This is a genomic window from Kitasatospora sp. NPDC101155 (assembly GCF_044768305.1).
In the GTDB taxonomy this organism is placed as follows: Bacteria; Actinomycetota; Actinomycetes; order Streptomycetales; family Streptomycetaceae; genus Kitasatospora.
This window is the reverse complement of sequence record NZ_JBIWPN010000002.1, coordinates 14,408-32,839: the sequence shown is the minus strand read 5'-3', so window position 1 is coordinate 32,839 and position 18,432 is coordinate 14,408. Positions and strand designations below refer to the sequence as shown.

General features: G+C 71.2%; 13 protein-coding genes and 1 riboswitch. Of the genes, 7 read left to right on the top strand and 6 right to left on the bottom strand.

From position 1 onward, the window contains the following. Nucleotides 1–134: 134 nt before the first annotated feature. Together ACIRYZ_RS02685 and ACIRYZ_RS02680 are read right to left on the bottom strand one after the other, a co-directional pair. Nucleotides 135–1,658 carry an aldehyde dehydrogenase family protein gene (locus ACIRYZ_RS02685; protein WP_402938609.1) on the bottom strand — a complete coding sequence of 508 codons (1,524 nt, stop codon included), beginning with the start codon at nucleotides 1,656–1,658 and terminating at the stop codon, nucleotides 135–137. 283 nt (nucleotides 1,659–1,941) lie between these two features. After that, nucleotides 1,942–2,889 (bottom strand): terpene cyclase, encoded by a 948-nt coding sequence (locus ACIRYZ_RS02680; RefSeq protein WP_402938606.1) that lies wholly within the window; start codon nucleotides 2,887–2,889, stop codon nucleotides 1,942–1,944. A gap of 335 nt (nucleotides 2,890–3,224) precedes the next feature. Between ACIRYZ_RS02680 and ACIRYZ_RS02675 the strand changes: the two genes are divergently transcribed. Continuing rightward, complete coding sequence (locus ACIRYZ_RS02675; RefSeq protein WP_402938603.1) at nucleotides 3,225–6,215, top strand: ATP-binding protein; 2,991 nt, start codon at nucleotides 3,225–3,227, stop codon at nucleotides 6,213–6,215. Between the two features lie 187 nt (nucleotides 6,216–6,402). Next, complete coding sequence (locus ACIRYZ_RS02670) at nucleotides 6,403–7,479, top strand: aldose epimerase family protein (RefSeq protein WP_402938600.1); 1,077 nt, start codon at nucleotides 6,403–6,405, stop codon at nucleotides 7,477–7,479. Here the strand turns inward: ACIRYZ_RS02670 and ACIRYZ_RS02665 are convergent. Next, the gene (locus tag ACIRYZ_RS02665) at nucleotides 7,476–7,997 is read right to left on the bottom strand and encodes a GNAT family N-acetyltransferase (protein WP_402938597.1); all 522 of its coding nucleotides are present in this window, start codon (nucleotides 7,995–7,997) and stop codon (nucleotides 7,476–7,478) included. The two genes, ACIRYZ_RS02670 and ACIRYZ_RS02665, sit on opposite strands and share 4 nt — an antisense overlap. A gap of 310 nt (nucleotides 7,998–8,307) precedes the next feature. Between ACIRYZ_RS02665 and ACIRYZ_RS02660 the strand changes: the two genes are divergently transcribed. The 5 genes from ACIRYZ_RS02660 to ACIRYZ_RS02640 all read left to right on the top strand — a co-directional run bounded on the left by ACIRYZ_RS02660 (nucleotide 8,308) and on the right by ACIRYZ_RS02640 (nucleotide 14,446). Beyond that, nucleotides 8,308–9,588: an extracellular solute-binding protein gene (locus ACIRYZ_RS02660; RefSeq protein WP_402938594.1), complete on the top strand. Its 1,281-nt coding sequence runs from the start codon at nucleotides 8,308–8,310 to the stop codon at nucleotides 9,586–9,588. A 78-nt stretch (nucleotides 9,589–9,666) separates the two neighbouring features. Further along, the gene (locus tag ACIRYZ_RS02655) at nucleotides 9,667–10,668 is read left to right on the top strand and encodes a carbohydrate ABC transporter permease (RefSeq protein WP_402938591.1); all 1,002 of its coding nucleotides are present in this window, start codon (nucleotides 9,667–9,669) and stop codon (nucleotides 10,666–10,668) included. 39 nt (nucleotides 10,669–10,707) lie between these two features. Beyond that, nucleotides 10,708–11,613, top strand: a complete 906-nt coding sequence (locus ACIRYZ_RS02650; RefSeq protein ID WP_393028338.1) for a sugar ABC transporter permease — start codon at nucleotides 10,708–10,710, stop codon at nucleotides 11,611–11,613. Nucleotides 11,614–11,703: 90 nt separating this feature from the next. Next, nucleotides 11,704–13,401 (top strand): glycoside hydrolase family 13 protein, encoded by a 1,698-nt coding sequence (locus ACIRYZ_RS02645; RefSeq protein ID WP_402938588.1) that lies wholly within the window; start codon nucleotides 11,704–11,706, stop codon nucleotides 13,399–13,401. A 25-nt stretch (nucleotides 13,402–13,426) separates the two neighbouring features. After that, nucleotides 13,427–14,446 carry a LacI family DNA-binding transcriptional regulator gene (locus ACIRYZ_RS02640; RefSeq protein WP_380612866.1) on the top strand — a complete coding sequence of 340 codons (1,020 nt, stop codon included), beginning with the start codon at nucleotides 13,427–13,429 and terminating at the stop codon, nucleotides 14,444–14,446. 96 nt (nucleotides 14,447–14,542) lie between these two features. Here ACIRYZ_RS02640 and ACIRYZ_RS02635 read toward each other — a convergent pair whose 3' ends face one another. The 3 genes from ACIRYZ_RS02635 to ACIRYZ_RS02625 form a co-directional block, all read right to left on the bottom strand. Further along, entirely contained in the window at nucleotides 14,543–14,743 is a 201-nt protein-coding gene (locus ACIRYZ_RS02635) for a hypothetical protein (RefSeq protein ID WP_393028340.1), read from the bottom strand. A 246-nt stretch (nucleotides 14,744–14,989) separates the two neighbouring features. Further along, nucleotides 14,990–16,243, bottom strand: a complete 1,254-nt coding sequence (locus tag ACIRYZ_RS02630; RefSeq protein ID WP_402938584.1) for a transglycosylase family protein — start codon at nucleotides 16,241–16,243, stop codon at nucleotides 14,990–14,992. Then, a riboswitch (cyclic di-AMP (ydaO/yuaA leader) is annotated at nucleotides 16,230–16,431 on the bottom strand. Its footprint overlaps the gene before it by 14 nt. 506 nt (nucleotides 16,432–16,937) lie before the next feature. Further along, nucleotides 16,938–17,888 carry a hypothetical protein gene (locus ACIRYZ_RS02625; RefSeq protein WP_402938581.1) on the bottom strand — a complete coding sequence of 317 codons (951 nt, stop codon included), beginning with the start codon at nucleotides 17,886–17,888 and terminating at the stop codon, nucleotides 16,938–16,940. Between the last annotated feature and the right edge of the window lie 544 nt (nucleotides 17,889–18,432).

Below are 18,432 nucleotides of genomic sequence, written 5' to 3'. Positions count from 1 at the left end.
TCAAATTGGTTGTTTTATGGTTATTAGAACCCCAACCGGGGGTTTTGCCCCCCCCGGGCCCGCCCGGGGGTGGGGGGGGGGGGGGGTTGCCCCGGCCCGGCCCCCCCGCTCCACTCTTGTCCGACGGGTCCGGCCTAGAAGAAGCCGACCGCGTCGGGGGAGTAGCTGACCAGCAGGTTCTTGGTCTGCTGGTAGTGCTCCAGCAACGCCTTGTGGTTCTCCCGGCCGATGCCGGAGTTCTTGTATCCGCCGAAGGCCGCGTGCGCGGGGTAGGCGTGGTAGCAGTTCGTCCAGACCCGGCCCGCCTGGATGGCGCGTCCGGCCCGGTGGGCGGTGTTGATGTTGCGCGTCCACACGCCCGCGCCGAGCCCGTACTGGGTGTCGTTGGCGAGCGCCACGGCCTCGTCGAAGCCGTCGAAGCGGGTGACCGAGACGACCGGGCCGAAGATCTCCTCCTGGAAGACCCGCATGCTGTTGACGCCCTCGAAGACGGTCGGCGTCACGTAGTACCCGCCGGCCAGTGAGCCGCCGAGGTCGGCGCGCTCGCCGCCGACCAGGACCTTGGCGCCCTCGGCCTGGCCGATCTCGAAGTACGAGAGGATCTTCTTCAGCTGCTCGACGCTGGCCTGCGCACCGATCTGGGTGTCGGTGTCCAGCGGGTTGCCCTGGCGCATCGCGCGCACCCGCGCCAGGCCGTCGCCGAGCAGCCGCTCGTAGGCCGGGGCTTCGATCAGCGCGCGGCTGGGGCAGGTGCAGACCTCGCCCTGGTTGAGCGCGAACATCGCGAAGCCCTCGACGGCCTTGTCGTAGAAGGCGTCGTCGGCGGCGGCGACGTCCGCGAAGAACAGGTTGGGGCTCTTGCCGCCGAGCTCCAGGGTGACCGGGATCAGGTTGTCGGCGGCGGAGCGGGAGATCAGCCGGCCGGTGCTGGTCTCGCCGGTGAAGGCGAGCTTGCGCACCCGCTTGCTGGCGGCGAGCGGGGCGCCGGCCTCCTCGCCGAAGCCGGTGACGATGTTGACCACGCCGGGCGGCAGCAGGTCGGCGGTCAGCTCGGCCAGCAGCAGCACCGAGGCCGGGGTCTGCTCGGCGGGCTTGAGCAACACCGCGTTGCCGGCGGCCAGGGCCGGGGCCAGCTTCCAGATCGCCATCAGGATCGGGAAGTTCCACGGGATGATCTGGCCGACCACGCCCAGCGGCTCGTGGAAGTGGTACGCCACGGTGTCCTCGTCCAGTTGGGAGAGGCTGCCCTCCTGAGCCCGCAGTGCACCGGCGAAGTAGCGCAGGTGGTCGACGGCGAGCGGGAGGTCGGCGGCCAGCGTCTCGCGCACCGGCTTGCCGTTCTCCCAGCTCTCCGCGACGGCCAGCTTTTCGAGGTTGGCCTCCATCCGGTCGGCGATCCGCAGCAGCACCTGCGCCCGCTCGGCGGCGGAGGTGCGGCCCCAGGCCGGGGCGGCGGTGTGGGCCGCGTCGAGGGCGGCCTCGATGTCCTCGGCGGTGCCTCGGGCCACCTCGGTGAACACCTCGCCGGTGACCGGGGTCGGGTCGCCGAAGTACTCGCCGCGCGCCGGGGGCGTCCATCCGCCGTTGATCCAGTGCTCGTACCGGGAGCGGAAGGTGACGATGCTGCCGGGCGTGCCGGGGGGCTGGTAGACCGTCATGATCTCTGTCTCCTCGCGACGTTGGGCGGGCACCGCCCGGCGCCGATCGGGCCGTGGGCGGCGCGCCGGACCACCCGGTCAGCGGGCGGTCCGGCGGGAGGGTGCGGACGCGCAGTCGGGCCGGCGCCCCGCCGGGGGCGCCCGCCGTCGAGCACGATAGCCGCCGAGCGCACGGTGCGGCTACGGTCCGTACGGAGGATCGTACGGACGGTGCGCGATCCGGATGTTCCCGACCCGGGCGCGCGGAGGGCGCGTTCGGTGACGCGCACGCCCCCGACGCGCCTCAGACCGCGTGGTACCGGCCGGTGCGGGCCTCCCAGCTCAGGTAGCCGGCCAGCCAGGTGACCAGCCCGTCCGCGTACCGCTGGGCGATCGCGCACTCGATCCGGGACAGGCCCAACTCCCGGTGGACGTCCGCCAGTCGCTCGTGCAGCTCGGCGCAGCGATCGACCATCAGCTGCGCCTCCGCCATGACCGCCGAGCAGGCCTCCTCGGCCGAGCAGTGGCGCTCGCGCTGGACGATCATGACCAGGTTGTTGACGTCCCCGCGCGGTGCCTCCAGCGGGAAGGAGCGCACGTCGTTGCTGAGCGAGGGTATGTCGGCTGCCAGCTGGCGGAGTTGACGCAGCACCGGGTGGTGCAGGACAGCGGCGGGGACCTCGAACTGGCCGAGCCGCTCGACCATGTCGAAGATGGTCTCCATCGCCGCGGTGCCGCGTCTGAGTTCGAGATAGCCGTCCCGGTCCGGCGGCCGGGCGGAGATCCGGCCCGCCGCCTCGGCCGGGTGACTGGCGAAGTAGTACTCCCAGTTGTAGGCCGCGCGGGCCTGCCAGCGGGCGGGCATGCCGCACACGCTGCGGCTCCACAGGTCGGCGAAGGCGGTCTCGACCGCGGAGTCCGGATCGGGGCGGGCGCCGTGCAGGACGGCGATCAGGCGTTCGCAGATCGGGGCGACCTCGGTGGGGCGGCGGCCGAGCGGGCCGTCGAACTGGTCGTCGAAGAGGAAGTAGAAGCCCATCAGGTCAGCCGCCAGGGCGAGTTCGTCCGGCCCGGCGTCCGGGTAGCCGAGCGCGGCGAGGTCGACCACCTCCCAGTGCGCGTAGCCGGGATGGTCGGCCTCGGGCAGCAGTGGGTGGCGGATCAGCCAGTCGCTGTGCAGCTTGGTGGCGTACGAGCCGTGCGGACTGCGGCGGTACGGGAACGGAATCTGAAGTGAGGTGTCGTCAGACATCGGACTCCCGGTGCAGCGGAGGGTGGGGGCGCTTGTGGTTCGATCATTGTCCGTGGGGGGAGTTGGCGCGGCGGGGCGCGAGCAGTGAGGGTCGCTGTGCAAGATCATCTGCGCCTCGCGGGCCGTAGGGTATCTGATGTAATGATCGGACGTTAGAGATATAGGGCAATTGCCCTTGGCAAGCCCCCCAAACCCTCACCGTCCGCCCCAGCCTGCGCGAATGACGCACGGCGAGCCGCACACGGCGCTAACCTCGGCTCCACGAACAGTGACGGAGCGGCTCCCACGGACAGTGGCCGAGCCGCGCCGTCGGCGGGTGAGGCGGAGGCGCGACGGTGACCGAGCAGGGCAACGAACTTCGGACGGGAACCGGTTCCGACGGGGACGGCGACAGCGCCGCACCCCGGGTCAGGCTGCGCGACCGTGACGCCGAAGTGCGCTCGGTGGAGACGGCCATCGACCGACTCTGCCGCGAGTTCGCCGCGGGCGGCACCGAGATCGGCGACCTGCTTACCTTCTCCGGACGCCCCGGCATCGGCAAGACCAGCCTGCTGCACGAGGTCCGACGGATCGCCAAGCTCCGCGAAGGCGCCTCCGTGCTGTTCGCCCGAGGCGGCGAACGGCAGTTCAAGGAGCCGTACCACGTGCTGCGCCAGCTGCTCCAGCCCATGCTCAGCGATCTGAGCGCGGACGAGTTCCGTCAGGTCATGGGCACCTGGGAGGAGGTCGTCGGACCGGCCATGGGCCTCAGGCAGCCCAAGGCGGGAGCCCGCCGTCTCGACCCGCAGGGCGTGCGCGACGGCCTCGACTACGTGCTGACCCAGCTCGCACCCCGCCGCGCGCCGATGGTGATGATCGTCGACGACCTGCACTGGTCCGACGCCGAATCCCTCTCCTGGCTCGCCAAGTTCGCCGTCCGCTCCGGCGAACTGCCCGTGCTGCTCGTCTTCGCCTTCCGCGAGGACGAGAACGACTGGCCCAACGAGACCCAGGACCTGCGCCGGGACATCCTCGGCCTCAAGGCCCGCAAGCACGAGCTCAACCGGCTCACCCTGAGCTCCGTCACCGACATGATCCGCGCCGAGCTCGGCGACAAGGCCGAGGACGCCTTCTGCTACGAGTTCTGGAACGTCGTCAACGGCAACCCCTTCGAGGCCGGTCGCCTGCTCGACCAGGTCCGTGAGCAGGAACTCGAACCGGTCGAGGAGAACTCCCGGCAGCTGCGCGAACTCGCCGTCGACGCCACCGGGATGACCCTCAAGAGCTGGCTGGACCGGCTCGGCGCCAGCACCCTGCGCTTCGCCTGGGCCTGCGCCATGCTGGGCACCGACATCCGGATCGACCTCGCCACCCGGATCTCCACCCAGAGCACCGAGGGCGCCCGCGACTCCATCAAGCAGCTGCGCAAGCAGCGCGTGCTCACCCAGGCCCCCAACGGGAACCTGGAGTTCGTCCACCCGCTGATCGCCAGCTCCATCTACAACACCATGCCGGAGGCCACCCGCCTCGGCATGCACGGCATCGCCGCCGCCGAGATCGAGAACGCCGGACTCGGCCTGCTCGCCGCCTCCCGCCACCTGGTCGAGACCCACTCCGGCGAGGGCGACGACCGGATCGTCAAGAAGCTGCGCCGCGCGGCCGTCGAACACCAGCTGATCGGTGCCCCCGAGGCCGCCCAGCGCTGCCTGCACCGCGCGCTCAACGAGCCGCCCGCCGACGAGATCAAGGCCGAGGTGCTGTACGAACTCGGCTGCTCCGCACTGCTCACCGACCCGGGCGCCACCGTCAACCAGCTCAAGCTCGCCCTCGACCCCGACGAAGGGCCGCTGCGCCCGGACCTGCGGGTGGACGCCACCTTCCGGCTCTCCGAGGTGCTCGCCCACAGCGGCGAGCTGGGCCAAGCCGCGCTGGTCTGCCAGGAGGAGGCCGAGCAGACCGTCGAGCCGGCCGGGCGGCAGCGGCTCCAGGCCGCCTCGTTCATGTGGCACGCGTTCCGCAAGTCCGAGGAGGACGGCCCCGGCCGCTCCGCCCGGCTGGGTGAGATGTGCCGGAGCCTGCCCGGCCGCGAGGCCGCCGACCGGGCGGTGCTCGCCATGCGCGCCTGGGACCTGACCCTGCGCGGCGAGTCCTCCGCCGAGGCGCTCGCGCTCGCCGACGAGGTCCTCGACGGCGGCCGGCTGCCCAAGGGCCTCGGCTGGACCGACACCACCTGGGGCTTCGAACTGCCCTCGATGCTCGGCCTCACCTACATCTACAACGACCGCATCGCCCAGGCCGAGCGGCTGTTCGCGGACGCCATCATCCAGTTCGAGGTGGCCGGTTGGAGCGGCGCCCACCGGGGCTTCGCGTACTTCCTGATGGGTCTGGCCCGCTTCCGTCGCGGCCTGCTCGCCGAGGCCGAGGACTTCCTGCGCCGGGCGTACCGCATCTCCGAGCGGGTCGGGCAGAAGCTGCCGCTGGCCTGGGACGCGGTGGGCGTGCTGGTGGACACCCTGATCGCCCGCGGCCGGGTCGACGAGGCCTGGACGCTGGCCAACGAGTTCGGCTTCCACCCGCCGTACCACGCCACCGCCATGGTGCTGCCGGACGCGGCCTCGCTGTACGGCAAGCTGCTGATCGCCATGAAGCGCCACGCGGGCGCGGCCGCCGCGCTCACCGAGGCCGGCGCCCAGCTGGAGATCCGCGGCTGGCACAACACCGTCTGGGCGCCCTGGGCCGGGCACCTGGCCATCGCGATCGCGGACGACGAGCCCGAGCGCGCCCGCGGCTACGCCCGGAAGGCGGTCCAGGACGCGCGGGCCTTCGGTACCGCCTCGGCGATCGGCAGCGCGCTGCGGCTGCAGGCGCAGGTCGAGAACGGCGAGCAGGCGGTCGAACTGCTGGAGCAGGCCGTTGAGCACCTCGGGCAGTCCCCGGCCGGGTACGAGCACGCCGTCGCGTTGGTCGACCTGGGTGCGGCGCTGCGCCGGGTCGGTCGGCTGGAGGACGCCCAGGAGTACCTGTACCAGGGCATCGAGCTGGCTCAGCACTGCTCGGCGGAGAAGCTGGTCGACCAGGCCCGGCGGGAGCTGGCCAACTACGGCCTGCGGCCCAACCGGCTGGAGAAGCGTGACTTCCGGGAGACGCTCAGTGGACCCGAGTGGGACGTCGCCAAGCGCGCCGCGCGGGGCGTGCCGCCGCAGCGGATCGCCGATGAGCTGGGGGTGCAGCTGAGCCTGGTCAACCGGCGGCTGGCCGCGGTCTACCGCAAGGCGGGCAGCGGGCCGGACGGCCTCGCCTCGGCGCTCGGGTTGCCGGCCGAGCCGCGCGAGGAGCACGGGGAGTAACGGCGGTCCGGGCGAGGGCGGCGGCCGGGTGGCGCCCGGGCGGCGCGCGGAGGCGTGGGAGTGCCCCCGCCGCCGTCGTCCTCGCTAGGCTGACTGACACCACGGGGGCTGCGGCAGCGCCTTCTGACGGATGGACGGACCCGGAACCGGGCGGAGGCGGCGGCGCCGTCGCCAGTGAGGAGCAGGCATGGCGAGCGAGGCCACCGGCGTGCGGCACGAACCCCTCGACCCCTCGGGTGCGGGCGCCGCGATCCAGCGCTGGACGCTCACCGCCGGCCCGTACGAGGCGAGCGTGCTCACCCTCGGCGCCACCCTGCACACCCTGAGCGCGCCGGACCGCACCGGCCGCAGCGCCCAGCTACTGCTGTCCACTGATCAGTTGGCGCAGATCCTGGGCCCGGCCCGGCACTACGGCACGGTGGTGGGCCGGTACGCCAACCGGATCGACCGCTCCGAAGTCACCATCGACGGCGAGGAGTACCCGCTCGCCTCGACCGGTGGCGGGCTCACCCTCCACGGCGGGCCGGACGGCTTCGCCCAGCGGATGTGGGCGGCCGAGCCGATCGAGGGCGGGGTGCGGCTGCGGCTGCACAGCCCGGACGGCGACCAGGGCTTCCCGGGCGCGCTGGACGTCACCGTCTCCTACACCCTGTCCAGCACCCCGGAGGCGGGCGGCGAGCTGGTGATCGCGTACCACGCGGTGACCAGCAAGCCGACGGTCGTCAACCTGACCAACCACGCCTATGTCAACCTCGCGGGTGAGGGCAACGGCGACGTCCTGGGCCACCTGCTCACCCTGGACGCCGACGAGTACACCCCGGCCGACGAGCGGCAGATCCCGTACGGGCGGACCGAGCCGGTGGCCGGCACGCCCTTCGACTTCACCGTGGCCACGCCGATCGGCAAGTCGGTGCACGACGAGCACCCGCAGCTGGCCGGGCCCGGCGGCTACGACCACAACTGGGTGCTGCGGGCCCGGCTGGCGGACGGCAGCCCGGCGCGCGCCGCACTGCTGGAGGACCCGGTCAGCGGCCGCACCCTGGAGGTGCTGACCACCGAGCCGGGCATCCAGGTCTACACGGCGAACAAGTTCCAGGGCGCGGTCACCGGCGCGAGCGGGGTCCCGTACGGACCGTTCGCCGGGATCGCGCTGGAGACCCAGCACTTCCCGGACTCCCCGCACCACCCGGCCTTCCCGAGCACCGTGCTGCGGCCGGGGGAGGAGTTCCGCTCGACCACGGTGCTGCGGCTGGGGACCAACTAGGCGTTCCGGCCGCGGTTCAGGTCCCGGCGCATGCAGAGCCGGGGCCAGCGGTCCAGGCCGTACTCGGCCTCCTTGCGGCGGATCTCGCGCAGGCCCGGGGTCAGCTCCGCGTCGGCCAGTGGGCGGAAACCGCAGCGAGCGTAGTAGGGGGCGTTCCAGGGGACGTCCGCGAAGGTGGTCAGGGTGAGCGCGGGGGCGTCGGTGCCCTCGTGCCTGGCGAGGTGGTCGATCAGGGCCCGGCCGATGCCCCGGCGGGCGTGGTCGGGGTGGACCGACACCTGCTCGATGTGCAGGGCGCCGTCCACCGGCTCGGCCAGCAGGTAGCCGGCGATCGTCCCGTCGGGGGCCTGCGCGACCAGGGCGACGCCGTGTTCCAGGTAGTGCGCCAGCTCCTCCGGGGCCGGGGGTTCGTCCTCGGCGACCTCCGGCATCCCGATCGCGGCGAAGGGGGCTCCGGCGGCGCGTTCCAGCTCGCTCAGCAGTGGCAGTTCGTCCTCGGTGACGGCTCTGATGCGCATGCGTCCAGTCTGCTGCAAGCGCCCTTCGGCCACGCACGGTGGTTCCGGCGGCCAGGACGTAGCGGGGTGAAACGGACGAACTCTGACATTGCTTCGCGCTGTCGACTACCGTGCGGCCACGTCCAGGACACGTGGATGTAACGATCGGCGTTTCTTGCAGAAACTTGCTGCAAGGACTTTCCGTCCCTCTTGCGCCGCTGTTAACTTCCTTCCCGAGCCCGTCGGCAGCAAAGGTGCGGTCGGCACGAGGCAGCCATTATGCGCCTGTCTCCGTACATCTCGGGCACCCCCACCCTCCCAAGGAGTTCTCATGCGGCGTGGCATCGCGGCCTCTGCCCTCGTTGTGGCCCTCGCGGTCTCGATGGCTGCCTGTGGCAGCAGTGGCGGCTCCGGTTCGGACGGCAAGGCCGACGGCCCCGTCACCATCACGTACTGGGACACCTCCAACGCCACCAACGAGGCTCCGAACTACCAGGAGCTGGCCAAGAAGTTCGAGGCCGCCAACCCGAACATCAAGGTCAACTTCGTCAACGTGCCGTTCGACCAGGCGCAGAACAAGCTGCAGACCGCCATGGGGGCCAAGGGCGCGCCGGACGTGTTCCGCTCCGAGGTCGGCTGGACCGCCGCCTTCGCCAAGGCCGGCTTCCTGGAGCCGCTGGACGGCACCCCGGCCGCCGGCGACACCTCCACCTTCCAGCCCAGCCTGATCCAGCAGGCCAAGTACGACGGCAAGCTGTACGGCGTGCCGCTGGTGACCGACACCCTGGGCCTGCTCTACAACAAGGAGCTGTTCACCAAGGCCGGCATCACCGCGGCGCCGAAGACCTGGGACGAGCTCAAGGCCGACGCCGCCGCCGTCAAGGACAAGGCCGGCGTGGACGGCTTCTGGCTGAAGGCCGCGGACGGCTACTACGCGATGCCGTTCCTGTTCGGCGAGGGCACCGACACCGTCGACGCCGCCGGCAAGAAGATCACCGTCACCTCGCCGGAGGCCGTCAAGGCCGTCGAGACCTACAAGTCGATGTTCACCGCGCCCGGCATGGCCAAGGCCGACGTCACCACCGACGCCTACGCGCACATGATGGACGCCTTCAACAGCGGCAAGGTCGCGGCGATCATCCAGGGCCCCTGGGAGATCACCAACATCTACAAGGGCTCCGCCTTCGCCGACAAGAACAACCTCGGCATCGCCGCCGTCCCGGCCGGCTCCAGCGGCAAGGCCGGCGCCCCCACCGGCGGCCACAACATCTCCGTCTACGCCGGTGCGGACAAGGCCCACAAGGCCGCCGCCGAGAAGTTCGCCGCCTTCATGACCTCGGCCGAGAGCCAGGCCTTCATCGCGCAGAAGAACTCCACCCTGCCGACCCGCTCCGACGCCTTCACCGCCGACGTCAAGGCCGACCCGGGCATCGCCGGCTTCCAGGGCATCCTGAGCAGCGCCAAGCCGCGCCCCGAACTGCCCGAGTACAGCTCGCTGTTCGCCTCGCTCGGCGAGAACCTGGGCAAGTCCCTCCAGGGCACCAGCACCCAGGACGCGCTGAACACCGTCGCCACCGACTACGCCAAGCTCCTGCCGGGCTTCGCCAAGTAGTCCCCGCGCCCGGCCTGCCGACCGTACGGCAGGCCGGGCCGTCGGCTCCCCCGAGAATCCCCCGAGAAGGTGCAAACGATGTCAGTCGCCGTGCAGGGCGCCACCGGCAAGGGCAACCGGGAGCGCGATCAGCGTCCGGGTCTGCTGGAACGCCTCAAGCGCTCCTACGCCAAGCACTGGTACGCCTACGCGATGATCGCCCCGGTCGTGCTGGTGCTCGGCGTGCTGGTGCTCTACCCGCTCGTCCAAGGCATCTGGCTCACCCTCACCGACGCCAACAGCCTCAACGTCGCCCGCAAGATCGGCGTCAACGAGATCCCGGCCAGCTACAACTTCGTCGGCTTCCACAACTACGCCGACATCCTGTGGGGCCCCGGCTCGTACGACCGCTTCTGGTCGCACTTCGTCTGGACCATCGCCTGGACGGCCGTCTGCGTCTTCCTGCACTACACCCTCGGCCTCGGCCTCGCCCTGCTGCTCAACAAGAAGCTGCGCGGGCGCGCCGTCTACCGGATGCTGCTCATCCTGCCCTGGGCGGTGCCGACCTTCGTCACCGTCTTCTCCTGGCGCCTGATGCTCTCCGACGGCGGCGTCGTCAACACCGCGCTCTCCGCCCTCCACCTGCCCGAGCCCGGCTGGCTCACCGACCCGTGGGCGCAGAAGGCGGCCGCGATCCTGGTGAACACCTGGGCCGGCGTGCCGTTCATGATGATCTCGCTGCTCGGCGGCCTGCAGTCGATCCCGGCCGAGCTGTACGAGGCCGCCGAGATGGACGGCGCCACCCGCTGGCAGCAGTTCCGTTACGTCACCATGCCCGGGCTGCGGACCGTCTCCTCCACCGTCGTGCTGCTCGGCGTGATCTGGACCTTCAACCAGTTCAACGTCATCTACCTGCTCTTCGGCTCCGGCGCCCCCGACGCCCAGCTGCTGGTCACCTGGGCCTACCGACTCGGCTTCGGCCAGATCCCCCGGGACTACGCCGGGTCCGCTGCCTACGGCGTGATCCTGCTGTCCATCCTGATCGTCTTCACTGCCTTCTACCGGCGCTGGCTCGCCCGCAACGAGCAGGCCAACGGCTGAGGCCCCGGACCCAGTTGACCCACGAAGGCAGGTAACCCGATGAGCACCACCACCGAACGCCCCGCCGCCGCGGCGACCGCGGCCCCGACCGCCCGGCCGGCGAAGTTCCGGCCGCGCGGCGAGAGCAGCCCGCTGGCCAAGGCGCTGTCCCACGGCGTCCTGATCCTGGCCGGACTGATCGCGCTGTTCCCGGTCGCGTGGATCCTGTTCGTCTCGCTCGGGCCGGACAAGAACGACTACCTCCACCCCGGCGACATCTTCGGCAAGCTCACGCTGTCGAACTACCAGCAGGTGCTGGGCGACACCGACTTCTTCACCTGGTTCGGCAACTCCCTGCTGGTCGCCGGTATCACCACCGTGTTCGGCGTCATGCTCGCCGCCACCGCCGGGTACGCCGTGTCCCGGATGAAGTTCCCCGGGCACAAGCCGCTGATGTGGTCGCTGCTGGTCACCCAGATGTTCCCGATCGCGGTGCTGATCGTGCCGATGTACACCATGCTCTCCGCGCTCGGCCTGCTGGACAGCTACGCCGGGCTGATCCTGGTCTACTCGACCACCACCGTGCCGTACTGCGCCTGGCTGCTGAAGGGCTACTTCGACACCATCCCGGTGGAGATCGACGAGGCCGGCCGGGTCGACGGGCTCAGCCCCTTCGGCACCTTCTGGCGGCTGGTGCTGCCGCTCGCCCGCCCGGGCCTGGCGGTCGCGGCCTTCTACTCCTTCCTCACCTACTGGGCCGAGGTGCCGTTCGCCTCCACCTTCATGCTCAGCTCCGACAAGTACACGCTGGCCGTCGGCCTGCAGAGCTTCGTCAGCGAGCACGACGCCCAGTGGAACCTGATGGCCGCCACCGCGGTGCTGATCGCGATCCCGTCCGCGGCCTTCTTCTACCTGGTGCAGCGTCACCTGGTCACCGGCCTGACCGCCGGTGCCTCCAAGTCGTAACGCTCCACGAAGTCCCGGCACTTCGCGAGGCCTTGCGCTCCTCGAAGACACAGCGCTCCCCGCTCCTCTAGTCCCCAAGGGATACCGTCCATGACCCAGAACCTGGCCGACACCTCCCGGCCTGCCGCCGACACCGCTCACGAGGCGAACGTCAGCGCGTCCAGAGGCTGGTGGCGGGACGCGGTCATCTACCAGGTGTACCCGCGCAGCTTCGCCGACTCCAACGGCGACGGCATGGGCGACCTGCCGGGCATCCGCAGCCGCCTGCCGTACCTGCGCGACCTCGGCGTGGACGCCGTCTGGCTCTCCCCGTTCTACGCCTCGCCGCAGGCGGACGCGGGCTACGACGTCGCCGACTACCGCGCGGTGGACCCGATGTTCGGCACCCTGCTGGACGCCGACGCCCTGATCCGGGACGCCCACGGGCTGGGCCTGCGGATCATCGTCGACCTCGTGCCCAACCACTCCTCGGACCAGCACGAGTGGTTCCAGCGCGCCCTGCGCGAGGGCCCCGCGTCCCCGCTGCGCGACCGCTACCACTTCCGCCCCGGCAAGGGCGAGAACGGCGAACTGCCGCCCAACGACTGGGAGTCCATCTTCGGCGGCCCGGCCTGGACCCGCACCGAGAACCCGGACGGCACCCCCGGCGACTGGTACCTGCACCTGTTCGCCCCCGAGCAGCCCGACTTCAACTGGGAGAACCCGGCCGTCGCCGACGAGTTCCGCTCGATCCTGCGGTTCTGGCTCGACATGGGCGTGGACGGCTTCCGCATCGACGTCGCCCACGGCCTGGTCAAGGCCCCCGGCCTGCCCGACCTCGGCGGCGCCGACCAGCTCAAGCTGCTCGGCAACGACGTCATGCCGTTCTTCGACCAGGACGGCGTGCACGAGATCTACCGCAGCTGGCGCAAGATCCTCGACGAGTACCCGGGCCAGCGGATCGGTGTCGCCGAGGCCTGGACCCCGACCGTCCAGCGCACCGCCAACTACGTCCGCCCCGACGAGCTGCACCAGGCCTTCAACTTCCAGTACCTGGGCACCGATTGGGACGCCACCGCGCTGCGCGAGGTGATCGACCTGTCGCTCGACTCGATGCGCCCGGTCGACGCCCCCACCACCTGGGTGCTGTCCAACCACGACGTCACCCGGCACGCCACCCGCTTCGCCAACGAGCCGGGCCTCGGCACCCAGATCCGCACCCCCGGCGACCGTTCGCTGGGTCTGCGCAGGGCCCGCGCCGCCACCCTGCTGATGCTCGCGCTGCCCGGCTCCGCCTACGTCTACCAGGGCGAGGAACTCGGCCTGCCGGACGTCACCGACCTGCCGGACGAGGTCCGCCAGGACCCGTCCTTCTTCCGCCAGGCCGGCCAGGACGGCTACCGCGACGGCTGCCGCGTCCCGATCCCGTGGTCCGGCACCGAGGCCCCGTACGGCTTCGGTCCGGTGGCGGGCGGGCCGTCCTGGCTGCCGCAGCCCGCCGAGTGGGCCGCACTCAGCGTCGAGGCGCAGACCGGCGACCCGACCTCCACCCTGGAGCTGTACCGCAGCGCGCTGGCCGTCCGCCGTGCGCAGCCCGACCTGGGCGCCGGTACCGAGGTCGAGTGGCTGGACGCCCCCGAGGGTGCCCTGGCCTTCCGCCGCGGCTCCTTCGTCTGCACCGTGAACACCACCGGCGAGCCCGTGCGGATAGCAGCGCCCGGTCGACTGCTGCTCGCCTCGACCGAACTCGTGGTGGACGGCGGCGAGACGGTGCTCGCTCCGGACAGCACCGGCTGGTGGGCGGTCTGACGTGGGTGCAATAGGCTCTGGGCCCGTGACTACGGCGCGACTCTCAGACATCGCGGCGCAGGCGGGGGTCAGCGAAGCCACCGTCTCCCGCGTGCTCAACGGCAAGGCGAACGTCTCCGCCGCGACCCGGCAGACCGTGCTGGCGGCGCTCGACGTGCTCGGCTACGAGCGGCCGACCCGGCTGCGCCAGCGCAGCGCCGGGCTGATCGGGCTGATCACGCCGGAGCTGAGCAACCCGATCTTCCCCGCGCTGGCGCAGGTGATCGAGCAGGTGCTCAGCCGGCACGGCTACACGCCGGTGCTGTGCACCCAGACGCCGGGCGGGTCCACCGAGGACGAACTGGTCGAGATGCTCGTCGACCGGGGCGTGGCGGGCATCGTCTTCGTCTCCGGGCTGCACGCCGACAGCACCGCCGACCACGACCGCTACGCCCGGCTGGCCGGGCGCGGGGTGCCGTTCGTGCTGATCAACGGCTACAGCGAGCGGATCGACGCGCCGTTCATCTCGCCGGACGACCGGGCCGCGATGTGGATGGCCGTCCAGCACCTGGCCGAACTCGGGCACGAGCGGATCGGGCTCGCGGTCGGGCAGCGGCGGTACGTGCCGGTGCTGCGCAAGATCGAGGGCTTCACGGCCGCGATGCGCGAGGTGCTCGGGCGCAGCCAGGAGGAGGCGGAGGAACTCGTCCACCACACGCTGTTCAGCGTGGAGGGCGGGCACGCGGCAGCCGGTGCGCTGCTCGACAAGGGCTGCACGGCGATCGTCTGCGGGAGCGACATGATGGCGCTCGGGGCGATCCGGGCGGTGCGGCAGCGCGGGCTGTCGGTGCCGCAGGACGTGTCGGTGGTCGGCTTCGACGACTCGCCGCTGATCGCCTTCACCGAGCCGCCGTTGACCACGATCCGCCAGCCGGTCGAGGCGATGGCCACGGCGGCGGTGGACGCGCTGCTGGAGGAGGTCGGCGGGAACGCCGCCCAGCGCGGGGAGTTCATGTTCCAGCCGGAGCTGGTGATGCGGGGGTCCACAGGGGCCTGCGCGCGCTGACCCCGGTACCGGATGGCGGTGCTCGACCGACGGGCCCCGGAGGGCGGTTGCTCTCCGGGGCCCGTCGGCGTGCGTCTGCTCGACCGTGCTGTCCGGTCAGCCCTCCTGGGTGGCCGGGCGGTCGGCGGTGAGCCGGTGGCCGTCGGCCGCGTCGCCGGTCCGGGTCTCGGTGCGGCGGCCGCGGGCCAGGTAGTCGCGCAGGATCAGTTCGACCGCGTCCTGCGGGCTCTTGGTGCCGGAGAGCAGCATCGCGTCTATCGCGAGGTTCGCGTCGAGGGTGACGGTGACCTGGGCCATGGTGATTCCTCCTCGGGTGCAGAGCAGCAGCATGCCCGTCGGGCCGGGGTTTCACCATGCGAATACGCCGGAACCCCCGGGGAGGAGCGACCAGACTCTCCCCGGGGGTGGCGGGTGGTCAGCGTTCGGACGACGGCTGACAGATGTTGAAATCTGTTATCTGAAATCTGCTACCTGTCAGCTGTTCTCTGTTGTCCGTCAGCTGTGGGCCCGTGGCCCGTGCGCCCGTGGCCCGTGGGCCGTTGCTCAGACCCGGCCGGCGAAGTCCGGGGCCCAGTTGGCGATGGTCTGCTCGCGCACGCCCGAACTCGGGTTGGCGGCCTCGACGTACTTGCCGCCGCCGATGTAGATCGCGACGTGATACACGCCGGAGTTCTGGCCGTTGTTCGACCAGAACAGCAGGTCGCCCGGCTGCAGGCTGTCCAGCGAGACGTGGGTGCTGGCGGCGGCCTGGTCGGCGGCGACGCGCGGGATGTTGATGCCCGCGGCGCGCAGCGCGGCCTGGGTCAGGCCCGAGCAGTCCCAGCCGCCGTTGCCGGTGCCGCCGTAGACGTAGGCCTGGCCGACCTTGGACTCGGCGAAGGACACCGCGGCGGCCATGCTGCCGGTGGCGGCCTGGGCGGCCGGCTTGGCAGCCGGCTTGGCAGCCGGCTTGGCGGCCGGCTTCGAGGCCTGGGTCAGGGCGGTCGGCTTGGCGTTCACGACACCGCCGTTCGCGGCCTGGCCGGCCTTCTGGGAGCGGTTGAACCAGCCGAAGTCCGAGCCGGAGGTGGACGAGGAGGACTTGTCGGCCTGGGCCTTGACGCCGTCACCGAAGGTCAGGTGCTGGCCCGGGTAGATGGTGTTCGGGCCCTCGGTCAGGGTGGCGCGGTTGAGGTCGTACAGGTGCTGCCAGCCGCCCTGGACGTTGTTCTTCGCGGCGATCGAGGACAGCCAGTCGCCCTCGACGACGGTGTAGTCGGTGGACGACTGCGCCTGCTGCTGGGCGGGCGCGGCCGGCGTGGCGGGCTTCGCGGCCGGGGCCGGGGCCGGGGCCTGGTTCTGCGCGGGCTTGGCGGCAGGCTTGGCGGCCGTGCCGGCGGAGGTGTCGACGGCGGCCGGAGCGCCGCCCTTGGTGAGGCCGGCCTGGACCGAGCAGACGGGCCAGGCGCCGGGGCCCTGCGAGGCGAGGACCTTCTCGGCGATGGCGATCTGCTGGTCCTTGGTGGCCTGGTTGGCCTGCGGGGCGTACGCGGTACCGCCGAAGGCGGCCCAGGTGCTGGAGGTGAACTGCAGGCCGCCGTAGAAGCCGTTGCCGGTGTTGATGCTCCAGTTGCCGCTGCTCTCGCACTGGGCGACCTTGTCCCAGGTGGCGACGGGGGCGGCGTTGGCGGTGCCGGTGGTGAGGCACGGGACGGTGAGACCGACGCCCGCGACGCCGAGGGCGGCGATCACGCGACGGGTACGGCCGGACAGGCGGGTGCCGTTGGTGGGCAGCATGAAGACGCGGTCCTCTCCCACGCCTGCGAGGTGAGCTGTCGGATTCGGGCTGGAGTTGCCCGGCCGCGCTGTGGGCGCGGCTTCACCCCTAGCCCTGGACCGTTCCGAGGAACGGCCCGGGGCGACTTACCTGTGGTTCCCCCGCTCCTGCCGTGATGCGTTTTCGCGCTGCCAGGACATCCGACGGCAGGACTCGGCGTTGCGGATGAACTGGGTTCGTGTGGTCACGAACGAGGAGCACGTTAAGCAGACTTAAGTTCAAACTGCAAATATCTGTGATGCGCATCACGGTTTAGCGGAAGCTGCCAAATCGGACACGAATCATGATCGTAAATGATCGTTTTTCGGCAATGTCGCTGTGGATTCCCGCAATTGTCTCCGCTTCAGAAGTGAAGTGACGGAGCGTGGAAGCGTGTGGTGGCGCGCCGATCGTAATAGGGGAGTGGCCGTGAATCGAGCGCCGGAATCCGGCCCGGCATTTCCTCCAAAAAGCGACAAAACGGACATTATGCTCTATCTTCTGATATCGCTCATACCTCCCGTAATTCCCCTGCTCGGACAAGCTGCGGGCGAGCCGAAGGCGGGGGCGGGCGGAGGAGTGGCGGAAAAGGGCGAGCCGCGGGGCAGGCCGACGGCAAGCCGAAGGGCCCGGAACGCGATCGTTCCGGGCCCTTCGGTACGCGGGAGGGTGCTAAAGGCGGTTGCGGGCGTCCGGCTAGGCCTCCACGGGCCCCTGGGCGGCCGCGTGGGCGCCGCGGGAGCCCTCCTCGGCCCCGGCGGCGGCCGCGGCCTCCGCCTCGGCCTGGGCCAGCTCCTCCGGCGTCGGCGTCGGCAGTGCGGCCAGGTAGGTGGAGGCGATCAGCTGGCCGACGGTCGGGTAGGCGCCCAGCGGCGCGGCCGACGGGCAGCCGGTCTCCTCGGCGGCCGTGGCGAGCAGCTCCGAGTCCGCCTCGGGCCCGATCACCAGCGGGGCCAGCGCCGGGCGCTGGGAGCCGGTCTCCTTGAGGTGGTTGACGGCGTCGGCCACCGAGCCGGGGACGTCGAGCGCCGCGGCGACGACCGGAACGGCCAGTCGGGCGGCCAGCAGCACGCCGGTGATGCCGGCCGCGGCGGCCGCGTCCGCGCCGCCGACGGTGGTCAGGACCACGCCGTCCGCGGCGGTCGCGATGGCGAACAGCCGGGCTCGGTCGGCCCGGGCCAGCCCGGCCTCGGACAGCCGCACGTGCACGGCCTCGGCCAGCAGCGGGTGCGGGCCCAATGTGTCGGTGACGGTCGCGCCGTACTCGGCGGCGAGGGCGTGAAGCCCGGTCAGGAAGTCGTGCGGCCCGGGTACCAGCGGCACCACGACGGGCGCCGCCAGGCCGGCCTCGGCGGCCTCGGCCAGCAGCTCGGCGACGGTGCGGTCGTCCTCGCTCTCGCTCTCGGCGCCGTCGGTCGGGAGGTAGCCGACCGCGGCCCGGACGCCGGCGTGCTCGCTGCGGACGATCGAGAGCAGTTCCTCGACGACCGAGCGGGACTCGGGCCCGGCGGTCGCGGGTACGGCGAGCACCAGGGCCGGCGAGCCGGTGCGGATCTCGGGGCGCTCGGGACGGCGGTGGCGCCCCCGCGCACGGGAGCCTGGAGTACGGACGGGCAGTGGCGCGCCCGGGATGGCTGCGGTGCTCATGTCGGAGATCGTAGGACATCGGCCCGTCAGGCCTGCAGTCGGCTGCCGTACGGGTTTCGGGTGGTCGCGGTGCGAAGGTCGTGTCTCCGCCGTCGCGGTCCGGGCGGTTTGCCTACAATCCGGACATTCCTCGCCCAACCCTCGGGTGGACGCCCGCAGTTGCCCTGACGTGTCCCGTGGGGCGCCGCGTTGCACCTGTGGCACGTGAGATGTCTCACAGTCGAAGGGCGACCTGACGGAGGGTCACGGCGGTGCGACTCCCGGCATTCGAAGATCAACATTCAGCGGGGGGCCGCTCACGGCCGGTTATCGAATGCTCGTCGATTCAGTCGGCTATGTCCGTTTACGTACCGTCAGGAGAAGGGTCCGCGAAGAGTTCGAGACCGCCGATAAAAGGCCTCGTGCACCTGCAATGTCCCGTGCTGATGCACGTGCACTGCGGCTATCATCGCGTCAAGTGAGGCGTTGTGCCGGACCGGTACGGGGCCGGTCCGTTCGTTCGACGGTGCCGGGGCGCCGCGCTGGACGACAACTCCGGAGCTCT

Excerpts from the sequence above, each read along its gene's own strand:
- ACIRYZ_RS02685 (WP_402938609.1), bottom strand. The coding sequence starts at position 1,658 with ATGACGGTCTACCAGCCCCCCGGCACGCCCGGCAGCATCGTCACCTTC.
- ACIRYZ_RS02680 (WP_402938606.1), bottom strand. The coding sequence starts at position 2,889 with ATGTCTGACGACACCTCACTTCAGATTCCGTTCCCGTACCGCCGCAGT.
- ACIRYZ_RS02670 (WP_402938600.1), top strand. The coding sequence starts at position 6,403 with ATGGCGAGCGAGGCCACCGGCGTGCGGCACGAACCCCTCGACCCCTCG.
- ACIRYZ_RS02665 (WP_402938597.1), bottom strand. The coding sequence starts at position 7,997 with ATGCGCATCAGAGCCGTCACCGAGGACGAACTGCCACTGCTGAGCGAG.
- ACIRYZ_RS02660 (WP_402938594.1), top strand. The coding sequence starts at position 8,308 with ATGCGGCGTGGCATCGCGGCCTCTGCCCTCGTTGTGGCCCTCGCGGTC.
- ACIRYZ_RS02655 (WP_402938591.1), top strand. The coding sequence starts at position 9,667 with ATGTCAGTCGCCGTGCAGGGCGCCACCGGCAAGGGCAACCGGGAGCGC.
- ACIRYZ_RS02650 (WP_393028338.1), top strand. The coding sequence starts at position 10,708 with ATGAGCACCACCACCGAACGCCCCGCCGCCGCGGCGACCGCGGCCCCG.
- ACIRYZ_RS02645 (WP_402938588.1), top strand. The coding sequence starts at position 11,704 with ATGACCCAGAACCTGGCCGACACCTCCCGGCCTGCCGCCGACACCGCT.
- ACIRYZ_RS02635 (WP_393028340.1), bottom strand. The coding sequence starts at position 14,743 with ATGGCCCAGGTCACCGTCACCCTCGACGCGAACCTCGCGATAGACGCG.
- ACIRYZ_RS02625 (WP_402938581.1), bottom strand. The coding sequence starts at position 17,888 with ATGAGCACCGCAGCCATCCCGGGCGCGCCACTGCCCGTCCGTACTCCA.